The sequence below is a fragment of the bacterium genome (assembly GCA_016702305.1).
In the GTDB taxonomy this organism is placed as follows: domain Bacteria; phylum Electryoneota; class RPQS01; order RPQS01; family RPQS01; genus JABWCQ01.
The window spans coordinates 46,326-69,051 of the sequence record JADJEH010000009.1; the positions used below are offsets into that span (position 1 = coordinate 46,326).

The 22,726-nt window shown below is 60.3% G+C and carries 14 protein-coding genes; 11 read left to right on the top strand and 3 right to left on the bottom strand.

What is annotated here, in order from left to right:
* Positions 1-31 precede the first annotated feature (31 nt).
* Positions 32-1,453 (bottom strand): MATE family efflux transporter, encoded by a 1,422-nt coding sequence (locus IPH10_09050; GenBank protein ID MBK6911056.1) that lies wholly within the window; start codon positions 1,451-1,453, stop codon positions 32-34.
* Between the two features lie 780 nt (positions 1,454-2,233).
* Between IPH10_09050 and sprA the strand changes: the two genes are divergently transcribed.
* The 10 genes from sprA to nadE all read left to right on the top strand — a co-directional run bounded on the left by sprA (position 2,234) and on the right by nadE (position 18,520).
* On the top strand, positions 2,234-8,275 hold the full coding sequence (gene sprA, locus IPH10_09055) for a cell surface protein SprA (protein ID MBK6911057.1): 6,042 nt from the start codon (positions 2,234-2,236) through the stop codon (positions 8,273-8,275).
* Positions 8,276-8,320: 45 nt separating this feature from the next.
* Entirely contained in the window at positions 8,321-9,202 is an 882-nt protein-coding gene (locus tag IPH10_09060; protein MBK6911058.1) for a M28 family peptidase, read from the top strand.
* Entirely contained in the window at positions 9,202-10,134 is a 933-nt protein-coding gene (locus IPH10_09065) for a hypothetical protein (GenBank protein ID MBK6911059.1), read from the top strand. The genes IPH10_09060 and IPH10_09065 overlap by 1 nt, the downstream gene beginning before the upstream one ends.
* A 2-nt stretch (positions 10,135-10,136) precedes the next feature.
* Positions 10,137-11,354: a hypothetical protein gene (locus tag IPH10_09070; protein MBK6911060.1), complete on the top strand. Its 1,218-nt coding sequence runs from the start codon at positions 10,137-10,139 to the stop codon at positions 11,352-11,354.
* 32 nt (positions 11,355-11,386) lie between these two features.
* Positions 11,387-12,589: a hypothetical protein gene (locus tag IPH10_09075; GenBank protein MBK6911061.1), complete on the top strand. Its 1,203-nt coding sequence runs from the start codon at positions 11,387-11,389 to the stop codon at positions 12,587-12,589.
* A gap of 16 nt (positions 12,590-12,605) precedes the next feature.
* Positions 12,606-14,159 (top strand): T9SS type A sorting domain-containing protein, encoded by a 1,554-nt coding sequence (locus IPH10_09080; protein MBK6911062.1) that lies wholly within the window; start codon positions 12,606-12,608, stop codon positions 14,157-14,159.
* Positions 14,160-14,170: 11 nt separating this feature from the next.
* Positions 14,171-15,124, top strand: a complete 954-nt coding sequence (locus IPH10_09085; GenBank protein ID MBK6911063.1) for a hypothetical protein — start codon at positions 14,171-14,173, stop codon at positions 15,122-15,124.
* A 17-nt stretch (positions 15,125-15,141) separates the two neighbouring features.
* Positions 15,142-16,041: a PorV/PorQ family protein gene (locus tag IPH10_09090; GenBank protein MBK6911064.1), complete on the top strand. Its 900-nt coding sequence runs from the start codon at positions 15,142-15,144 to the stop codon at positions 16,039-16,041.
* Between the two features lie 240 nt (positions 16,042-16,281).
* A complete protein-coding gene (locus tag IPH10_09095) occupies positions 16,282-16,746 on the top strand; it encodes a hypothetical protein (GenBank protein MBK6911065.1) in 465 nt (154 codons plus the stop codon).
* Between the two features lie 10 nt (positions 16,747-16,756).
* Positions 16,757-18,520, top strand: coding sequence for an NAD(+) synthase (gene nadE / locus IPH10_09100; GenBank protein ID MBK6911066.1), 1,764 nt, complete (start codon positions 16,757-16,759; stop codon positions 18,518-18,520).
* 42 nt (positions 18,521-18,562) lie between these two features.
* Here the strand turns inward: nadE and IPH10_09105 are convergent, their stop codons facing one another.
* A complete protein-coding gene (locus IPH10_09105; GenBank protein MBK6911067.1) occupies positions 18,563-20,947 on the bottom strand; it encodes a patatin-like phospholipase family protein in 2,385 nt (794 codons plus the stop codon).
* Between IPH10_09105 and IPH10_09110 the strand changes: the two genes are divergently transcribed.
* On the top strand, positions 20,946-22,421 hold the full coding sequence (locus IPH10_09110) for a glycosyltransferase family 2 protein (GenBank protein ID MBK6911068.1): 1,476 nt from the start codon (positions 20,946-20,948) through the stop codon (positions 22,419-22,421). The two genes, IPH10_09105 and IPH10_09110, sit on opposite strands and share 2 nt — an antisense overlap.
* A 5-nt stretch (positions 22,422-22,426) precedes the next feature.
* On the opposite strand, the gene IPH10_09115 is transcribed toward IPH10_09110, so the two are convergent.
* Entirely contained in the window at positions 22,427-22,669 is a 243-nt protein-coding gene (locus IPH10_09115; protein ID MBK6911069.1) for a hypothetical protein, read from the bottom strand.
* Between the last annotated feature and the right edge of the window lie 57 nt (positions 22,670-22,726).

The window sequence follows — 22,726 nt, forward strand, 5'->3', positions numbered from 1 at the left end:
CTCGATCCCTTCAATCAACCGGACTAACAGATCAGAGCTGTTCGTCCACCAGCCAATGCCCGCGTCGGTAAATAAGGAAGAACAGCCCGCTCCCCGCGACATGCCCCAGCGCATAGCCCACCAGCATACCATACGGCCCGAAGTGGAGCCACCGACCCAACAGCAGCATGAACAGCACGATCAGCAGCCAGTCCATTACAATGCCGAACATCATCGGGGTAAGATTCTTGCCCGCGCCATTGTAGGAGTTACTCATCATCTCCAGGCCGGCCCGGAACGGCAGCGACAGCACGAGCAGGCGCAAGTACCACACGCCCTGCTCCACGGCCGCAGGCTCCTGGAAGAACCACGTGACCAGCGGTTTGCTGAACAGCCAGATCAGGATGACAAACGTGGCGCCCCAGATCGCCGAAAGTCTGATGGCAATTCGTGACGTATGCCACGCATTTTCTTTCTCCCGGGCGCCCAGATATTGTCCCACCAGTGCACCGGTCCCCAGCCCTAGTCCGACATTGACCATGTGCCCGAAGCGTAAGACGCGCTGCGCCATGCCGAACAGCGCCACGACCAGCGTTCCGAAATGCGCGAACAGCCCGACCACCGCCGAGTTCATGAGCGCGAAACTCAGCGCGCTGAATCCGCTCGGGAATCCGATCTTCAATACCTGTTTCATCTCGTTGCGCGGCAGTTTCTTGAGGCTCCACGAAACCACCACCGGCGATTCCTTGCGCGAAAGCAGCCACGCACCGACCACCGACACCGTGATGAAACCGACCGAGTTGGCAATCGAGGCTCCGACAATCCCCAGCCGCGGGAACGGACCGATACCAAATATGAGTAGCGGATCGAGAATCAGGTTCAGCGCCACGCCGATGACCGACACCCACATCCCGGCCTGCGGTCGCCCGATGCCTCTAAACGCCGTGTAGACCGAAAAGCTGACCATGGTGAAACCGAAACAGAGGCTGTTCAGAATCCCGTAATGATAGGCCAGTTTCGCCACGTCAGGTTCGGTCCCATATAGCGTTAGAGCCCACGGCAGGATCGCCACCCCGATAAGCCCTAAACCCGTCCCGAAAAAGAACTTCAGGAAAAACGTTGCGCGGATGGCCTCGGCCGTCGGGCTGCCTCCCCCTTGTCCGAACCGCCGACTGATCAGGGCCACACTGCCTGACCCGACGATATTGTTGGGAAACGTCAGGACCCACGAGAACGCTCCGAACACGGTCACCGCGGCCACCGGAGCGGCTCCGATCTTCGCCAGCCAGAAAATGTTCACCGCATCATACAAGCTGAGGAGGAGGAAGCTCGCCATCGAGGGCAGCCCCATGTCCAAGACGCGCCGCAACAACACCTTCTCCAGCCCTAAGGGAGGCGTGGAGTAGGCCTTCGATGGGCCGTCACTCAACTGTTTAAGCGGTTTCTTGAATGTGGATTCTATGACGGAGAACATGATTGGAACAGAAAAAAGCCCATCGAATGTCTTCGATGGGCTTAATTATTCAAGACTTAAATCGGGTTCAAGTCGAGCGCAATGGCCCATCGCGCAACACAACCGGCAGGTCCGTGACGTTCTTAGCGAACACACGTACTGACGCACGGGCGGTTTGGTTGGTGACGGGAGTCTGGAACATTGGACCTTGATTTCGTGTTTGCAGGATTGTACTGCACTTATGATACTAAACGCCGTTTAGTTTGTCAAGCGTTTCCGGCTTCAGAATCGGGTCACTAAAGCCGATATTGAGATACGGCCTCTCACGTGATGCTCGCGCCAGCGGCGATCGTTCTCTTTCCGCGCGGGTTAATTGGCGTGCCACTCTGCACGGCACCCCCTCAGCCGGGGGCCTCCGGCCCCGGTTCTGCGTTGGCCCAGCCGCACGGGCTTGCAACTCTGAGGGGTTTTTGATAAGTTGGATAATCTTTGGGTCTTCAATTAGTTATGGAGGTGTCCGAGCGACACTTGTTCGGAACGGTTTGGTCGCCAATATGGCACCCCCCGGTGTGGGACACCGCAATACAGAACGGTTGAAAATCCCACAATATCACCGGATCTCCATTTGATTCAGCTATTGGACGGAACTTGTTGAAGCCTCCGAAGGGAGTTTTGTTGCTCTTTCTGGCCTGCCTCTGCGCATGCGGTATTTCCGCACGCGCCGAGGTGGGCTTTTCGTTCTTGTTACCCACGGATCGCGACGCTCAGCCCTTTTTGCGGCCGCGGCACCAGGGTCTAAGCATGGACACGACCCGGGGTATCCTGATCGAATCCGATCAGTTCCGCAAGATTGAACCGGCCTATGATTCCCTCTACACGCGGGTTGAAATTTCGATTCGCGGCAGCAAGCAGAATCTCTACCAGCCGCTCGTTCTCGACTACGCGCAGTACCGCGATTTGCGCTTTGCCTACGACCTGCGCAAGGTCTTCCGCGAGATTACGATCAAGGATTTCAAGGCCGCCGCCGCCGCCCGGGCCGGGGAAGGCATCGCGATTGACGTGCCCTTCCGCATCAAGTCCAAGACCTTCCGGCGTATCTTCGGCGGTGACAACATCGGCTTGCGCGTGCAGGGTACGATTACCATTGACGGCAAGCTGCGCCAGCAGAAATTCGACGAATTGCAGGCCGCCAACCAGCGCAACAGCAACACGAATTTCAATATTGATATGACGCAGCGCTTCACCATCGCCGGCAAGATCGGTGAAAAGGTGCAAGTTGACGTTAATCAGGACTCCGAACGGCTCTTCGACTTCGAGAACTCGCTCAAGCTCACCTACACGGGTGACAAAGACGAGATCATTCAAAAGGTCGAAGCTGGAAACGTCTCGCTCAATCTCGGCACGCGGCTGGCGACGTTCTCCGGACAGAATAAAGGTCTGTTCGGCTTGAAGACCGAGGCGAAGATCGGCGCGCTGTCGCTGACCGGTATCGCCTCGCTCGAGCGCGGCCAGAAGAACAAACAGCGCCCCAACGACGACGCGCGCCGCGCGCAGTGGTCCGAAAACGACTTCCTGCAGAACGTCTACTTCTGGATCACCGATCAAGCATTCTCGTCGAGCAACGGATCCCGGTACGTGGACGGCTACCGCGAAAACTACCGCCGTCTCAGTAACCGTCAACACGTCGTTGCGGATGTGCCACTCTCCGAAATCGAAGTCTGGGTCTCCTCCGACGTGCCGACGGGCGGGTTGCAAGGCGTACAGACCAGTGACGGCTTTGCCGTGGCCATTCAGAATTTCGACCGCCTGGAATTGCCCGAAGACTCTATTCGCTCGGGACAGAACGAATACAACGGCACCTTCCGCCGCCTGACGCCTGAAACGGATTATCTGTTCGACCGGCAGTTGGGCTATATTCGTTTGCGCACGCCGCTGCAGAACAACACGGCCTTGGCCTGCGCCTTCGTAACGGTGGACGGCGACACGTTCGGCACGATCAGCGCGGACACCTCCGGTGTGCGCCTGATTCTGCTGCGGCCGCAAGTCCCGGCGCCCTCGGATTTGAGCTGGAACCTGATGTTCCGCCATGTCTACTCGGTGCAAACAGCCAATATTGATGCAGCCAACTTCCAGATGCGCATTGTGCGCGGTGAAGCCAACGCCGGCGGTGAAGAAGAAGGCCTGAGTACGGGCGAAACCTATCTTTCGTTCTTCCAATTTGACCGCGAAGGCAACACCGGCGGCACAACGCCCGATGGACTAGTGGACAACTACTCGGCGATTCTCGATCCCGAGCACGGCGAGATTCACTTTCTTGATTTGACTCCGTTCAGCCCTTCCGGCGTCTACGATCTTGCCGGCCCGAACCCGACCGAACTCTCGTTGCTGTGGGATCTCGCGTCGCTTGAAGCCACTGATTCGGCGGGCTACGTGGATTCCACGATGTACACGCAGGTCGCCTCGCAGGTTGCCCAGGGCGGCCGCAAGTGGATATTCCGCACCGAGTACAAAGGCGCCACCTCGCAATACAATCTCGGGCCGCTCGTTCTGGAAGGCTCCGAAGAGGTCACGCTTAACGGCGTGCCGCTCGTGCGCGGCAGCGACTATACGATTGACTATCTGTCGGGCGAACTCAAGATTCTCAACGAAGCCGCCAAGGCCGCCAACGCCAATCTCGAGATCACCTACGAGTCCGGACAGGTGTTCCAGCTTGATCGCAAGACGCTGCTCGGCGCGCGCGCCGAATACGAACTCTGGCAGGATTCGTACGTTGGCGGCATGATGCTCTACCTGAACGAAAAGTCCCTCGACAAGCGCGTGCGCATCGGCAATGAACCGATTCGCAACACGCTCTACGACTTGAACACCCAGCTCAAGTTCAAGCCGACTTTTCTCACGGCCCTCGCCGATCGGTTGCCGCTCGTGCGCACGAATGCGCCGTCTGAATTCGTGATTGACGGTGAGGTCGCGCAGGTCTTCCCGAATCCGAACTCGCTGTCGAACTCCGCGACCGGCGACCTCAATGGCGTGGCCTTCCTCGATGACTACGAGTCGTCGCGCCGTTCGGCGCCGCTCGGACTCTTGCGCAAGAATTGGCAAATCTCTTCGATCCCCGAAAATCCCGCAATTGACTCGCTGCGCGGCCGCTTCCGCTGGTGGAATCCGCGCCCCGAAGAACAGGTTCGCGTGCAGGACGTCTATCCCGAACGCGAAGTCAATTCGCAGGTGGCCGACCGCCTGCAGTCCATGATTCTCGAATTTGTGCCCGACCAATCCACCGGTCGACCCGAAGAGAGCTGGGGCGGCGTGATGCGCTATCTTGGTGCGGGTTACGAAGACCAGTCGCGCGCGCAGTTCCTGGAGTTCTGGATTCAGTTGCCCGCGCGGGAGGGCGGTGAATTGGTCGTAGACCTCGGTGCGCTCTCCGAAGACGCGCTGCCCAACGACTCCATGGACACTGAGGATCGCCCTGAGCCCGGCGAAATCGTCTCCTCTCCGCGCCGCGAATATGGCAACGGCGTGCTGAGCCCCGATGAAGACACCGGTATTGACAGCGTGGATGCACCCGATCCCGAGGACATGGCGTATTGGAACGGCCCGACCCGGCCGCCTGTGCCGTCGTGGGACGATTGGCAGTATACGATCGGGTCGAGCGATTACAAGTTCATCAACGGCACCGAAAACAGTCTCAACGACGAGTCCGGCAATATTCCCGACAGCGAAGACCTAAATGGCAACGGCACGCTCGATCAGGCCAACGACTACTTCAGCTACACGATTGAGCTGAACGACAACAATCCTTATATCGTCGGCGGTCAGACCAATGAACGCCGCTGGCGTCTGTTCCGTATTCCGCTCGACAGCGACGATCCCGCCGTCTTGCGCACGGTCGGCAATCCCAGTCTGACCAACATCCGCTTCGCGCGTATGTACATGACGGGCCGCACCGACTCTTCGCGCATCCAGATCGTGCAGAACGACATCGTCTCCAACGAGTGGCTGCCGCAGTACGTGAACGCTGACTCCACCGAGTTTGTGTCCGTCGCCGTCATCAACAACCACGAAAATCCCGGTTACGAGAGCCCGCCCGGCGTGCAAGGTGAGATTGATCCGATCACCAATCTGCGCCAGCGCGAGCAGAGTCTAGTGCTCAAGATCAATGAACTGGGCGGCGCCGGTGCACCCACGGAATTCTTTGTGGCCAAGAACCTGTTCCAGCAGCTCAATATGATCGAGTACAAGCGGCTGAAGATGTTCATCCACGGCGGCGGCATAGACGAAGCGCTCTTCGAAGACGAGCAGTATCAGCTTGTCCTCCGTCTCGGTTCGTCCTATTCGAACACGAGCGACAACTATTACGACATCGTCAAGACGATCTACAAGGGTTGGGACGCGCGCAACGCGATAGACGTGGCCATGAATGACCTGTCGATCCTCAATGCCTGGCGCGCCGATTCGACCCGCGCCGGCTGGGACCGCCGTATCGCCACGACGAACGGCCGCTTCGGCGTTGCGCTTGATACCCTCAACTTCCCGCAAGACAGCCTGATCATTGACGGCCGCCCGTCGCTGCAAAACGTTGGTTTCATCGCCCTCGGCATTCGCGCCAAGAAGCACTACAACAATATTGGCGATGAAATCTGGGTGGACGAACTGCGTGTCTCCGACATCTACAAAGATCCTGGTACCGCCGGCGAATTTGCCACGACCCTCAAAATCGCCGACTTGCTGACGGCGAACGGTTCTTACACCGAGCGCGACGCCGACTTCCACAATGTCAACACCCGTACAGGCGATCAGCGCTCGACCACGCAATTGCGCGGTTCGCTGAATCTGTCGCTGCACAAGTTCGGCCTCGAAAATTACGGCTTTCAACTTCCCGTCAGCGTCAACCGCACAGAGACAGACGAAGTACCGAAGTACGTGCCGAATACCGACGCTCGCGTGGATCAGGATCACCCCGATTCGACGGTTGTCTCGCGCGCCGTGACGACCACCTTCAACGCCAGCTACTCCAAGTCGGGCAACTCGAAGAACCCGCTGGTGCGTTGGACGATGGAGAAGCTGCGGCTCGGTTGGGATCACTCCGTTTCCTCGCGCAAGGACTACCTGACCTTGCGTCAGGATCAGACGACGACCAACGCCCGTGCCGAATATGCCTTCCCCACGGCCAGCGGTCGCGGCATCGCGCCGCTCTGGTTTTTGCAATCCACGCCATTGCTCTCCGAGTTGGGCAATCCACATATCTTCATCAAGCCTAAGCAGCTTTCCGGCAACATCAACGCCCGGCGCTCAAACTCCGTGCGCCAGACGCGTGCCGGCGTAAGCACGGCATCGCCCGATTTCGGGGCACAGGCCTCGGGCAGCATCGGCTGGGATATCACGCAGACGTTGGGCACCGGCTTTGCTTCGAGCTACGGTTGGACGATGCTGGACATTGACTCGCTCGATACGAACAACGACGGGCGCATTGACTCGATCACGGCCTCCGCCAAGACCTGGAAAGATCTCACCAATCTGAATCGCCGCGAGCTCAATGCCGAAGGCTGGAACTGGATCAATACCTATTCGCCGCAGTTCGGTCGCTGGCTTCAGCCGTCCTTTAATTACAACGCGACCTACAACTTTGGCAACCCCAACCGCTCTAACTCTGCCAATCAGTCCGTTGCCAACAACGCCACGCTCGGCGGCGATCTGTCGCTCGATATGAAGCAGATTTTCGGCGGCGGCGGCGGACTGCGCCGCGGTGACGCGCGTGACCGCGCGCGCAGTCTCTCGCAAAAGACCGATTCTACACAACACGACTCGACCTCGGCTCCCGCTGAACGCGGACCCGGCTTCTCACCGTTGAAGTTTGCGGGCAAGGCCCTCTGGCCGGTGAAGACCGCCCTGCTATTGCTCGACCCGATCCAGTTGAGCATGGACAAAGCCAAGCGTCATTCACAAAACGCCGTCAAAGGCCAGGCCGATCTCAACTATCGCCTGGGCTTCACAACCGATCCCGGGATTGCAACCGACACCGCGCTCGTCAGCAATCCGCAATCGAATGAGACGTTTGACTACACCGCGCGCTCGGGCATTCGCCTGTCCCGCGACATCCGCACTTCGTTCTCATGGAGCCTGCGCACCGCCGAGAATACCGCGCAGACGGTTACGGGTTCGAACGAACAGACCTATTTCTGGATCGCCGACGACAACGGCATCGTCACCGAACTGCCCTTCGCGGATGTGACGATGGATTGGACCGGACTGGAACGTCTGCCCTTCGTGTCCAAGGCGGCCCGCACGATCTCGCTCAACAGCGGACTTTCGACGCGCTTCAAAGAAGATTGGAAAAACGACGCGAACAACATTGACGCGCGCAACTACTCGCGCCAGTGGAATCCGCTGATCGGCGTCAACGTCAGTTGGTTGAACGGTCTTGAATCGCAGTTGCGCATCAATGCCGCCAGTACCTTGACCGATGCCGTCGTGCAGCGCAGCAAAGCCCGCACATCGTCGCGCGGCGCCACGGGCTCGGTCAGCTACACTCTGCGCTCGGGCTTCCGTCTGCCGGTGCTCTGGTTCGGTTCGATGCGCCTCGAAAACTCCACGACCTTCTCGCTCAACCTCGACTATCAGACCTCGATCAACGAGAACACGCAGACGCCCGGCCAGAACAACTGGTCCACGCGCCGCGACGAGGTGCAGTGGTCCATTCAGCCGCGCATGACCTACAGCTTCTCGAACACGGTGCAAGGCGGCGCCCAGATTCAATATCAGCAAACTAAAGACAAGATCACCGACAAAGGCTCGCGCCTTTTCGAGTTCGGCATCAACGTCAATATCGCCATCCGCGGCTGATCTTTCGCCGCACCGCTGCGCGTGCAGTGACTTCCGCAACAACAAATGCTCTCACGAATTCTTATCACCATGCTGCTGACCGTCGCCTCGGCGCACGCGTTTGATCAAGATCGCGCCTACACGCTGTTGCAGGCGCAGGTCGCGTTTGGACCTCGTGTCCCGAACAGCGTGGCCGCCGATTCGTGCCGCGAGTTCTTGCGCCGCGAGCTCAGCTACTGGTGTGATACCGCGTGGGTACAGCCGTTTCAATACTCGAGCGCCGATCGCGGCACTTCGCTCAACCTCTTTAACATCGTCGGCCAGATCAACCCCAAAGCCGCCGACCGCGTGATGCTCTGCGGACACTGGGATGCGCGCCCGATGGCTGACCGCGACCCCGATTCCACCAAGCGCCATCTGCCGATTGACGCCGCCAACGACGGCGCGGGCCAGATCGCCATACTGCTCGAAATCGCGCGCCAACTCTCACTCAAGCCCGTCCCCTTCGGTGTGGACATCGTGTTCTTTGACGGGGAGGACTACGGTCGCGAGGGCGTCACCGAGGATTACCTGATCGGCTCGCGGCACTTCGCGCGCACGCAGCCGATTCCCGCGCCGCGCTACGGCATTCTGCTCGATTTGATCTCCGAGAAGGACCTGCGCATTCAATATGAAATGCACTCCTTCATGTACGCGCGCTCCATTGTTGACAAAGTATTCGCCGCCGCCGAACGCACCAAAGCCATGTCCTTCGTCCGCGAACCCGGTCAAGCCGTCATTGACGACCACGTTCCATTTTTGGAAAAGGGCATCCCCGTCATTGACTTGATAGACATGGAATACAAATACTGGCATACGCTCGGCGATACGCCGGACAAGTGCTCGCCTTACAGCATGGGCGAGGTCGGCCGCGTCGTGCTGGACGTACTATACCACGAGAAATTCTGATGATTCGCGCAGGCTCCATAGATATCGGCACCAACACGACGCTTGCGCTGCTCGCCGAAGGATCGGGCGACACGCTGCGTACCATCAAGGACTCGCTCACTCCGAACCACCTCGGCGAATCGTTGCGCGAAGACGGCACGCTGCCGACCGACGTCATCGCCGTCAACGTGGATCTCTTGCACGAACTGCTCCGCGATTTTCGCGCGCAGGGCGCCGTGGACGTGGTGGCCGGTGCGACGGCGGTCATGCGCACCGCCAAGAATCGTGAAGAATTTCAGCGCGCCGTCAAGGAGATTACCGGCCTCGATCTGCTCGTGCTCTCCGGCACGCAGGAAGCCGCGCTAACATACGCCGGCGCAGTTTCAGCTTTGGAATTGCTCCCGCACGAGCGGGTGAATGTCATTGACGTCGGCGGCGGTTCCACCGAAGTGATCAGCGGCCAGGGCAATGTGCCCGGTCAAAGCGTCAGTCTCGAAGCCGGCGCGGTCACGCTCACGCGCCGCAACTTCACGCCCGACGAAGCGCCCGCGCCTGAAGAAATCACGCGCTTGCGTCACGAAGTGCGCCGCTTGCAAGGCAATCTCTTCTCACCGGAGTCGTTGACCGGTATTCCGTGGATTATTGTCGGCGGCACGCCCGTCACCTTGGCCATGCTCAAGCTCGGCATCACGCGCTACCAGCCCGACAAGGTCAGCGGTGCCGAACTCACCGCTGAAGATCTCGACATGCTCATCAGCCGTTTCGCCGGACGTCATCCTGACGAATTGCAAGCGCTGCCGGCCATGCCGCCGGGACGCGGCAAGTATATTCTCGCGGGCACGTTGCTCTTGCGCGAACTCTATGACGTGCTCCACATTCACACCGCGAACGTCTCCGAGCGCGGCCTGCGCCACGGACTGTGGCTCGCTCACTTCGGACGACAGGAGGTCTGAACATGATTACCCGCGCCCTGCTGCTTTTGCTCTTCCTGCTTTGCTTTGCTGCCTGCGACGGTGACGATCCGCAGATCGTCGAGCCTGTCCCCACGATCCAAGCGGTCAGCATGCCCACCGACCTGCTCTGTAATGACGACTCCGTATATGTCTTCAGCATGCGCGTCGCCAACATTCCCGGCGTGACGCACGTCGAGTGCACAATTACCGGCCCGTCCGGCGGCAATAGTTACACCATGCTGCTCATGGACGATGGCGGCAGCGCCGCGCTCGCTGGCCCGGATTTCGCCTCCACTACTTCTCTCGACATCGTGCCTAACAACGGCACGTTCACGCGCGGTCTGCGCGCCGATCTGCTCTGTCTGCACGATCAAGGCGTCTATCGTTTCGACTTCTTCACCCGCGGCGGCGACCGCACGGTCAGCATTGAAAACGTGGATATCGAGCTGCGCCAACTTAGCGTATGCCTGATGAGCGGCATTGACACCGCAGCCGCGTCATCCTTCCCGGCCTGCTTCGAACCGCGCGACTTATCCGTGACCATCACGCAGCCACAGGGCATCGCGATAGACTCCGTGCGCGCTGCAATCCTCGATGGCGACACGCTCTATGTCGGCGTGGATATGCAGCCCGGCTCCGGCGACAACTGGTCAGTTGACCTTGCACCCCGCCTCTTCGGCGTGACTCCGGCCGGCAGCGATTACACGCTGCGCATGAGCGCTTTCACGCGCTTCGGTCTCACCTGCGTCGCCGAAATTCCCGACGTCTATATTGACAACGCGCTGCCCGTGGTTTCAAATCTCCAGCTCCCTGACACGCTTTATCGGCCTGTCTCCACCGGCGATATTGACACGATTGAATTCTATATTTCCTACGAGGATTGCGAACTCGCCACGTGGAGCCAGACGAACGCCGTTTGGTTTGACGTACGCCGGGAAGACCTCGAGTGGCCGCCGCAGACCTTCGCGGATTTCTTTCTGCGCAATGACGGCGTCGCCCCCGATCTCGCGGTCGGTGACAACATCGCCTCAGCCTTTCTCCAAGTGCCGAATCGTCCCGACCTGCCCAACTATCTCTATTATTTCCGCTTCTATTCGATTGACCCCGCGTCCGGCGACTCGACGGACTATCTGCTCGATAGCACGCGCATTATTCAACCGGGCGCGTTGAACGACGGCGGAACGCCGACGGATGGTCTCGGCTTATCGACTTATAAATAGACTCGTATCACCTTCCACCACGGAGGCTAACCGTGCGCTGGATACTCGCTCTTTTATTGGTTTCGTTGGCTATCTGGAGCTGTGACGAGGTGGAATCTCCGCAATCGCGCATCGTCCTGCTCGAAGCCCCTGATCGCCTCTCATTCTTGTACTATTACTGGGAACCGCAGCCCTACGAGACGACCTCCGTGCGCTTCGTGGTGTCGCTCGATCCGCCGGTCGCCGACGTGGAATCTGTACAGTGCCGCGTCTTGGTCGGCGACCACAACGGCACGCTCGTGGACAGCTTCACGCTTTATGACGACGGTGGCACGATCCAACGCATCGGCTCCGAGTGCGAAGCGCCCTACAGCGGCGACCACGAAGCCAACAACGGTAATTTTACTCGCGTAGTCCGTCCGTGGGTGTTCGCGCCAAACTATCCCGGCGTTCCCGTATGGTTCCGATTTTATGTCGCGCATCGCGAGAGCGATTTTCAGTTAGTCGAGCACGCCGCCGCGACGTGGCGACCCTACTTCACGCTCGACTACACGGCCACACCGCCCGACTTTTTCACGTATTGCGACGACTCGGCCGTCTTTGAATTGCATCTGACGCGTGACCCGACCGACGAAATTGAGCGCGTGAGAATCGGCTACTCAAATTATAGCTGGTTCGAATCTGAGTACCCCTGTGTGCCGACTTCCGGCGACTCGATTTGGCGCGGCGCAGTGCCGTCGTCGGATGACGGTTGGTACAACTCCTCAGGGAACCGGATCGCAGTCTGGGCGCAAACACGTCTCGGCTACAGCGAAATGGTATGGTTGGAGTACAGCTTTCAGCCCGACCCGCCGTCCGTTGACCTGAGCCATACGGTGGATACGCTGCGCATCCAGAACTCCGCCGCCGCCGAAACGCTCTATGTGGTTTCGCAAGCGCTGGCCTGTCCCACGCGCGGCATCGTCGGCAATGCCGCGACCTTTCCGTGGACCACGATGCCCACGTTCCCCTTCTGGACCTCGCGTCTGGACTACGAGTTTCTCGACTGCGGCACCGACGGCGACGCCGTCGAAGGCGACGGTCTGGCCACGGCGCGCTATCTGGTTTTTGCCTCGAACACGGCCACACCGCAAGACCTGACCATCGTGACGATGTCTGGCATTTCGCACTACGTGAGCTGTTCCTTCATAGACGATGATGGTCTCATGCACGCGCGTTTCGACACGGTTCGCGTGTTCGTGATTCCCCCTCAGTGATTTTCTTGGAGACGATATGCCTCTGCTGATCATACTCCTGCTGACCACCGCCGCCTTTGCGCAATTCGCGCCGTACTCCCTCACTGTGAGTTCGGATGCCCGCGCGCGCGCGCTGGACGCCGACCCCGAACCGCGCCTGGGTTCCAATGTCATCATAGACATTCTCGGTACGAGCGACTCCGCTCGCCTCTGGCTTGGCACGGGGAATGGCGTCACGCGCCTCACGCTCGATTTGAATAGCGGCGTCGAAGACCAGCGCTATCAATTCGCAAATTTCGGTGAAGCGCAGGGCTTGGGCAAGGGTGGCATCTCAGGTCTCTATGTCACAGATTCCATCATCTGGGCCGCGTTTGCCTTCGACACCACGGTCGGCATCAGCGGCGCAGGCGGCGGCCTGGCCTATTCGCGCAACGACGGCGACACATGGACGTGGCTGCCCCAACCGCGCGACGGCATTTACGGCTTGAACCGTCAAACCGGTCTTGATACCGTGCTCGGCTACTGGCCCACCGCGACCAACGTGGACAACATCACCTACGCCTTCGCGATGACGCCAAACTACGTCTGGATCGTCTCCAAGGGCGGCGGCCTGCGCAAACACGTCTACGCGGCGGACTACACCGACTATCAGGACACTACCGGCTGGCGCGTCGTCTCACCGGACGGCACGCCGTTCAACACCGGCGCGGAACTTGCTGACCGCTCTTTTAGCATCACCTACGACGGCACGAACCTCTGGGTGGGCACCGCCGCCGGTATCTTCCGCTCGAGCGATGAAGGCGAATCATGGGAAGTCTATAACGCCAACAACTCCGACATCAGCGGCAATTTCGTGACCGCGCTCGACTATTCACCCGCGACCAACACCGTGTGGGCCGCGTCGTGGCGCGCGCAAGGTGGCGACGAATTTTACGCCGTCTCGACCACCTCAAACGGCGGCGCGACATGGGAAGTCACCCTCACCGAAGCGCAGATCGAGCAAACGATTGGTCGCCGCGAAACGCCGCGCATTCACGGCTTCGCCTTCGACGGTGCGGCCACCTACGCCTGCGATGACATCGGTTTGTGGAAGACCACCAACGGCGGCGCGTCATGGGAACTCTTTCCGCAAATTGCCGACTCCGCGCGCGCCGGACATCGCTTCGAAGAAGACGACATCTACGCCGCGCTGAAAAGCACGACGCCCAATCTGTTATGGACCGGCGGACTCGACGGCTTGGCCGCCAGCGCCTCGAGCGGCGCGCGTTGGCACATTCTGCAAACTGCCGAACCACTGACTTCTTCGGCGCGCGATGCCGACACCTACGCCTATCCCAATCCCTATTCGCCCTCGCGCTACAATGCTGTGCGCATCCGTGTGAGTTCATCCGGCGGCGCGGCCACGCTAACCGTTTACGATTTCGCCATGAGTGAGGTCGTCGCGCTGCCTGCGCAAACGCTCAACCCCGGCGAAGACTATCTGACCTGGGACGGCCGCAAGGACGGCGTGGAAATCGCCAACGGCACCTACTTCTACAAAGTCGAAAAACCCGGCGGCGAAGTCTGGGGCAAACTGATCATTCTGGATTAGGAAATCACCGTATGAAGACTTTCATCCTTGCTCTCCTGATCTCATCCACGGCCTTTGCCGCCACCAACGGCGGACTCGGCGGCGCGTTCACTCGCGTCGGCGCGGGCGTGCGTGCGCAGGCGATGGGCAATGCCTTCACCGCCGTGGCCGAAGGGCCGTCCGCACTCTACTTCAATCCCGGCGCCCTCTCATTTCAGGAGAATTCCGAGTTCAATGCATCGAGCCGCAGCATGGCGCTCGACCGGCGCGTGGACTACGTCGGCTTCTCCACGCCCCTCAAGCCTAAAACCGAAGGCAAAGTCGTCAATGCGGGCGTTGCGGTGGGTTGGCTGCATGCCGCTGTCAATGACATTGACTCGCGCGACTTCGACGGTCGGCCGCTGGAGATGATTGACATGTCGTCAAACGTCTTTCAATTCGGTTTCGGCATACAGTTCTCGCCGAAGATCGGCGCGGGAGTCGCGGCCAAAGTCGTCTATGAGACTTTTGGCAAGATCGCCGATGACAACTCCTCCGTCAATGGCAACGGTTTCGGCGTGGATGCCGGGCTCTTTGCCAAACCAATCGAGCATCTGACGCTCGGCGCCCAGCTTAAAGACCTTAACTCCAAGACAACGTGGAACACCTCGAACTACTGGAGTCAGGGCACAAGCAAGATTGACGAGTGGCCTTTGCAGTATCGCATCGGCGGCGCCTACCAATACGAATGGCTGCTCGGCGCGCTCGATATTGAAGGCAGCGAAGAGGGTGAAACCAAATTGCACGCCGGCGCCGAAGCCAAGACCGCCATCACCGACCGCCAGTGGGTCGCGGGACGGCTCGGACTCGACCACGAGAATTTCAATATCGGCGTCGGTCTCGGGTTCGAGTTCTGGAAAGTTCTGTCTAAGGTTGATTTCACCTACACGCTTGAGACGGTCGCACCCGATGACGCTGTCGCCGTCAGTTGGGGCGTTGAGTTCTAAAGGATAAAGGACAAGGGATGAAGATAGACCGCCGTTTGGCTCTCGTTGCGCTGCTTTGCGCTCTCGCCGTTTCGAGTGCCGTCGCGCAAACGGGCTTCACGTTCCTCGAGATACCGGTCGGCGCGCGCGAAAGTGCGCTGGGCGGCTCGGGCGTTGCGCTCGTGACCGGTCCCACTTCCGCCGCCCACAATCCCGCTGCCTTAGCGCTCTTGCGCCGCACAAGTTTTGTGGCCAACAGCACACGGCACTTCGGCGACACCCGCGCACAGTATTTTGCGCTCGGGATCAGAACCAAGCGCCTCTACATTGCACCGCACTTCTGGGGCACCCGTGTTCCCGACATCGAGTACCGCACACAGCCCACGCAAGAACCGATCAGCGAGTTCGATGCCACGTACGCGGCATCGGGCGTCTCGGTCGGCTGTCAGCCGCTGCCCAAACTCTCCGCCGGGCTTACGCTTCGCTACCTCTATTCGGACATTCAGTTTGAGACCTCGGAAGGCTGGTCATCGGATGCTGGCCTGTTGTGGAGCACCCCCGTGGAGCAGTTGCGCGTCGGTGCCGCGGTCAACCACCTCGGCAACGTCAACGCCTATGCCTCCGAAGACGTCACCCTCCCCACAACCCTCCGCATCGGCGGCGCGTGGCAGCAGCCGCTCGGTCAGGCTGGCGCGCTACTCGTGACCGCCGAAGGGGCCGCCGTGCAGGACCAGACGCCGCACTTCTCCGGCGGCTTCGAGTTCCAAGCACCTGAATATCTTGCACTGCGGGTGGGCTACGTCGCCGGACTGGATACCCAAGGCGTCGCCTTCGGCGCTGGATTGCACTTCAAACGCTTCCGCGTAGACTACGCCTTCCTCCCCTACAAAGAGGAGTTGGGTGAGGGCCATCGCGTAGGTCTGGGCATAGACTTTTAGCATTACTCAAAGTTTCGACTCGATTTTCTTCAAAATCTGCAATCGAAGACTTGCATTTCGGGCCGACCGTTATTATCTTGGCACCAGCCGTTCGGCGTCGGGACGGCCAGTCGGTTTAACGAACCGAGAGGAGGTGGTCCAGTGATATCTAGGCCTATGGGGTGCGCTTCTTAGCGCACCGCGGTCTGCGCAAGGCTCGGCGATTGTCGAGCCTTGCCTTTTTTTTGGGAGTATCTCTCGATGATCCGCGAAGAATACATCACCGCCGCTGGCGTGAGCCTCGAACGCTTGGTCCTCTGCGTCCGTGACTTGCCCGACGATCGCTTCGCGCTGCCCCTCGGCAGCGGCGCCGAGTCCGTGCATGCCCTCTTCGCCGACCTCTCCGCCCGCGCCGAACGCACCGTCCGCGCGCTCGAACTGCTCTATCAGGGTGTCGATTTCAATGTCGAGACCATGCCCTCGTCTGCGCAGGCCCCCGCCTTCAAGCAGACGTTTGCCAATTTTCGCATCGGCCACACGACCCTGCTCGCGGCTCTCGAACGTATTCCACTCGCGCGCTTCTCGGCCGACGGTGAACTCCCGCAATGGCTGCTCTCGCACTACCTCGAACCCCTTCAAGACTCCGTCCCCCGCGTTGAAAGCTGGGCGGGCACTCTCCGCTCAACCGGTCACGCTGGCCCGACCGGCCTCCCCGTGATTCAGTAGCCCATTCATTATCCAACATTTCCGCTTGCGTCTCGCTCTCTGCAATCTCAACCCTACCGTCGGCGCACTGCGTTCCAATGCGGACCGCGTGATTGCCGCCGCGCGCGCAGCCGTCGCCCGGGATTGTGAACTCGCGGTCGCAAGCGAACTTGTGCTCGCGGGCTACCCCAGCGAAGACCTCGTCCTCTGGCCCGATTATGTTGAGCAGCAGTGGCAGGAGTTGCAGCGCATCGCCCGCGATACGGCGGAGCTAAACCTCTATCTCGCGGTCGGTCTCGCTGTCACCCACGCCGAGAAGATCTACAACTGCGCCGCGCTCGTGCATCACGGCCATATTCTCGGCGTCGTGCCCAAGCAGCATCTCGCCAGCTACAATGTCTTCTACGAAGGCCGCACCTTCTCGGCGGGCACTCCGGGCGATCTCACTGATCATCGCGGCGTTCCCTTTGGCGATCTGGTCTTCGACACTCCCTTCGGCAAACTCGCACTCGAGATTTGTGAAGACCTATGGGTCGAGTGCGGCCCGCTGCTCTCGCGTGTCGAGCGCGGCGCGCAGCTCTCCGTCAATCTCTCCGCGTCGCCGTGGCGCATCGGCGTCGCCGAAGCCCGCCGTGATCTCCTCCGCGCGCGATCCCGTGCCGCGGGCATTCCCCTGATCTACGTCAATCAGGTCGGCGCCAACGACAGCTTGATCTTCGACGGGACGTCGCTCGCCGCGCGCAACGGCGAGCTGATCTTCGAAAGCCCGCGCTGGGTTGAGCAGATTTCGGTGCTCGATCTGCATGCACCCGTTCCGGTCGCGATTCACCCCGACACGCATAGCGCATTTTTTGACGACCTTAGCGCCGCGCTCGCGCTGGGCATCGCCGACTATTTCGCGAAGACTCGCGCCTTCGACCGCCTCGGGGTGTCGCTCTCCGGCGGCAAAGACTCCGCACTCGTGCTCTTGTTAGCCTGCGATGCCGCGCGTCGTCTGAATCGCGACCCCCGCGATTTCGTCCACGCCTTCTCGCTGCCCACGCATTTCAACAGCGACGCCACCCGCAACGTCGCCCGCGATCTCGCCCGCGACCTCGGCGTAACGTTCATGGAAGATTCCATCGAAGATGCCGTCGCCGTCGAACGCGCCGCCGCACTGCGCTTGAGTGGCGTGGCCCGACTTGCGCCGCTGACCGAACAGAATATTCAAGCCCGCATCCGTGCGCTGCGCATGTGGAACTGGTCGAATCAATCACGCGGACTCTGGCTGCAAACGGGCAACATGTCCGAGAAAGCTGTCGGCTACACGACCATCGGCGGCGATCTCTCCGGCGGCTATGCGCCCATCGCCAACGTCCCCAAAACGCTCGTTACGGCCCTGCTCACCCACTATCAATCGCGCCTGAATTTCGCAAGTCTCGCGACCCTGCTCACGCTCCGGCCGTCCGCTGAATTGGCCGAGAATCAGGAAGACGAGCGCGATCTGATGCCTTATCCCGTGCTCGACGCCTGCTTCGAGCTTTTCGCCGGACGCAAACTCCCGCTCCCGGAAGTCCTGCGCGAACTCGAACTGCGTTTCAGCGACGAAGCCCTAAAACAACTCGACCCGGCCTATGGACCGGGTCAACTCAAGGAATGGCTGCGCAAATTCGCGCGCCTGTTTATCTACTCAATCTACAAGTGGGTTCAATCGCCGCAAGGCATTCACGTCAGCGACTTGGATTTGGATCGCGAACGCGCCCTCCAGCTCCCGGTTGTCCAAAGCACCGAATGGCTGAACCTGACCAATCTGTAGCCGTCCTGCCTCATACCGCTTACCCCGATCCTCCGGCCCTAACTAAAACTCGTGGCCAAGATTGAGGTAAACATGGAAACTCCCCGTCTCATTTTGGCTCTTGATCATCTCCCCCGCCGTTAGCGACATCGGACCGAACAGCGTCGCCAGCGCGAACCGCGCACCGAAGCTGTGCCGATAATCTTCCACCGCCGGGAATGGATCCGAGAGCGGCGACACACCGCCCAGCGAATACAGCGCCGAAACGTAGGCATCCGCGAGCAATCGCGACAGCAAGTCATAGCGCGCTTCAAATTGCAGCGCGAACATGGAATTACCGAAGCGCTCGCCTTCGTGCAATCCCGGCATTTGATGTTCACCGCCGAAGCAGTATTGCCCCCACAGCGGTAGCTGCGTGTCATTCCAGCCGTAATCACCATGCAAGGCCGCCGTCCAGCGCGGTCGCACTGGAACATACGCCGCCGCGGTCGTCGTCAATCTATTCGCTTTCAAATCACCCGTGGACTGCACGACCAGTTGATACTGACTCCGCAAAAGAATTCCGCGCGAGGGAAACGGATAGCTGTCCTGCGTGTCCACATGCGTGCGCAAGCCCACCCATGCATGACTCGCTCGTGTGTCGCTGCTGACGCCGCCCGTGCGATAGTCGCGATAGCCTAAGCCTGCGCCAATTTCTCCCCAGCGCCGCAGCGCGCGCCCGGCCCATGCATCCGTCCCCGTGCGTTCAAAAAAGAACGATCCGCTGCTTTCATGGCGGTCGTCAAAGAAGCGGTGCTCTTCGCGCTCCCAAAACGCGTTATACTCCGCGGTGAAGTTTGAATTGAGAATGCGGTCTATCCGCCGCGTGCCGCGCAATTCCTCGTCCATCTCGCCGTATTTTCCAAAAAGCGTCACGCGCCCGCCGATGGGCTCCAGTCGGTCGTGCGTGAACTCGATGAAGCCGCGCCCCTTGCGCTCACTCGAATACCCGGCACCGATGCGCAATTGCGGCGTGGCCCGTTCAATCGCCCGCAGCGTCAGATAGGTCCCCTTGTCTGTCGCCGCATGCGCCAGCGCCACCAGATCGAATCGCTCGTTGCCCTGAATCTGCGCCAACCCCCGTTTTGCCCGGCGCACATCAAAGCGGTCGCCTTCGCGCAGCGGAAAGTCGCGCAGGAGCACGCTTGGCTTCACATGCTCCACGCCGTCCACGCTGATCTTGCGAATGATCCCTTCGTCCCATTCGCAAAACAGTCCGCCGTCCGTGCTCTGCTCCAAACGAATGGGCCGCGCCAGCGTCAGTCCGCGCTCCTGATAGCGACGCGCCACTTCCGCCGGCGGCACGTTGTTGACGAGCGAGTCCGCGAAGACCGTTATCCCGGCATGTATGATCCGCGTAGCGGCTTCGCCGTGATTCGGAAAGCTGGCTTCAAATTCGTCGCGCGTGCGTTCACTTACCGATAATCCTGCCCGCGATGCCGCGAACAGCGGCCGCGCCGCCAGACCGCGCCCGTGCAGCTTGGCCCGCAACTCACTCGCGATTGCCTTACCCGCCGCGTAACCCGCTTCGATCAGACTGTCAATCTTGCTGAAGTCCGTAGAAGTGTGTTCTCCCACTTGCGGTTCGATCACGACATCCGCCGTTCGCCGCGACTGCTCATTCTGCTCAAGCTGCAAGATTGTCGTCACGCGGTCGGACAATTCCCACGGCAAGTCGATCGCTTCACCGGGGATTACAGGCGTCGTCACGTCAACGGCCAGCACAAAGTCGGCCCCCTCTTCACGCGCCTGCTCGACCGGAATATTCTCCGTGACGCCGCCATCTATTAGGCGCATGTCACCTAACGGATAAGGAATATACACCAGCGGCAGCGACGACGATGCGCGCATCGCCTCGGCGATGCTCCCGTGACGGAACACCACCGGCGTTCCATGCACGATGTCCGACGCCAGAAGGCGCAGCCGTACCGGAAAATCGTCGAAGCTGTTCCACGCGTGAAAACGCGCGTTCTGCTCAAGATCGAATAACAGATCGTAGAGCTTCTGCCCACCGGATACTGCCACCGGCACCTCCGGCGTCCAGCCGCGAAAGCGCAGCGTCAGAAGCCCCTTGCCGGAGTTCTCCTTCTGCGCAAGCACCAGATTGCGCCGCGCCGGACGATCGAGAAACAGCCTGCTCCACTCCGTGGATACCGAAAGATCGCGCAGCTCCTCCGGCGTATAGCCTGCACAATACAGTCCGCCGATTATTCCGCCGACGGACGACCCGACGATCATGTCGGGGATCAGTTCTTCTTCTTCCAATGCCTTCAACACGCCGATGTGCGCGAAGCCGCGCGCTCCGCCGCCCGACAACACGAGCGCGTAGCCGCCGGTCTCCGCTTGCGCAGCAGACCAGCCAATCACGACGAACAATAAACTCGCCCAGAGCGAGCGCACAACACGCATGAAACTTTCCGGATGGACTCAAACGGGCGCAAGCGGACTGCTTGCTGAATTTCCCGTCGCACAACTGACGGATGTCGAACTCTTCTCGGCCGGCGCCGCCGCGCCGGAATTTGCTCCGCTCGCCGCCTGTGCGGACAACTTCGCGGCCTGTCTAAATGAAGCCGCGCGCCGCGCCACACGCGGTCTGCTGCTCTTTCTGCCGGCCGACCTGCTCACGCTGCCGGACGGCTGGCGTGAACGCCTGCTCGCCGCAGCAGCCGCGCATCCTGCCGCGCGGTTCTTCTTCGGCGACTACGCGTGGCGCTCGGCTGACGGTGATCAACCTTTCACCGTGCGTCACGATCTCGGCGACATCACCGAACGCGAAGACTGGGGCCCGGTCTGGGCCGTGCGCGTCGAGTGGTTGAACTCACTCGGCGGACTCGACACCGAGCACCATAAAGCCGCCTTCTACGATCTGCTCCTGAAAAGCTGGGGCAGCACGACCCGCGTGCACATCGGCGGCCCGTTGGCTGTCGTCCCCGCGCCGCAAACCGACGCCGCTGAACAGGCAATAAAATCCAAACTCTTCTATCCCGGCCGCGGCGCCCTCGGCGGATTCTCGTATCTCTTCATGGACAAAGAAACCGAGCACCACACCGAGCAGGTCTTCTATAATTTCCTGAAGCGCGAACACGCCTGGCTCGCTGGCGACCGCTCCGCATCTCCCCGCACTTCAGCGGGCGGGCAAGGAGGGGTAAACTCGACAAGCACTCCCCGCATCTCCGTCGTCACACCCGTCTACAATCGCGCCAAGTTCATCGGCAAAGCCATTGAGTCCGTGCAAGCCGCCGACATCTCCGATTGGGAGTACGTCATCGTAGACAACGGCTCGACCGATAATACCCGCGACGTCGTGCGCAGCTACATGGCCCGCGACCCGCGCATTAAGTTAATCGAAAACGACCGCAACGTCATCGCGGTGTCGCTCAATCTCGGCGTCCGTGCCGCGCAAGGTCAATACATCGCGCAGCTCGACAGCGACGACGAGCACCTGCCGCACACGCTGCGCACCATGGCCGATCATCTCGACAGCAACCCCACGTGGGGTTTGGCCATCAGCTACTACGAGCTGATGGACGTCGACGGCAACGTCCTGCCCGATTTCGGAGTGATCAAGCACGAGCAGTACAACCGCAACAACATTCTGCGCCGCGACGGCGCCGGCGCGTTACGCTGCTGGCATCGCAGTGTGATTCTGGAATTCGGCGGCTTCGATGAAGGCGAACTCGGGCACTACGGCGAAGATTACGATCTCGTGCTGAAGTGCGGCGAGAAATATGAAGTGGGCCGCGTCCATCTGGTCTGCTATCGCTATCGCCGTCACGACGACAATACCGATGTGTTGCGTTCCAGTGAAATGAAGATCCGTAACAAGACCTTAGCGCGCCTGCGGGCTCTCGACCGCCGACGCGCGCTCAACGCCGCCGGCTAAGGCACTCAGTCTCCTCCGTCACCGCCTCCTCCGTCGCCATCTCCGCCGTCACCGTCTCCTCCGTCGCCGTCATCGTTGGCCGGGTCGGACGAGTCGGAATCGTGAGAGTCAGGGAAATACGGCGTGCCATCGGGATCTGTCCCTCTTTCGCGCCGCCGCGGCTCTGGTCCCTCGCGGCGCAGCGCGAGTCTGATTATGGCAATCAAGACGGCAACAGCGCCCAAACTCACCCACGCGCTTGTTGACATGATTCGCCTCCCATTGCACGGTTGTCCGCTCGAATTCTAACGCTTCGTCTCTGAGCG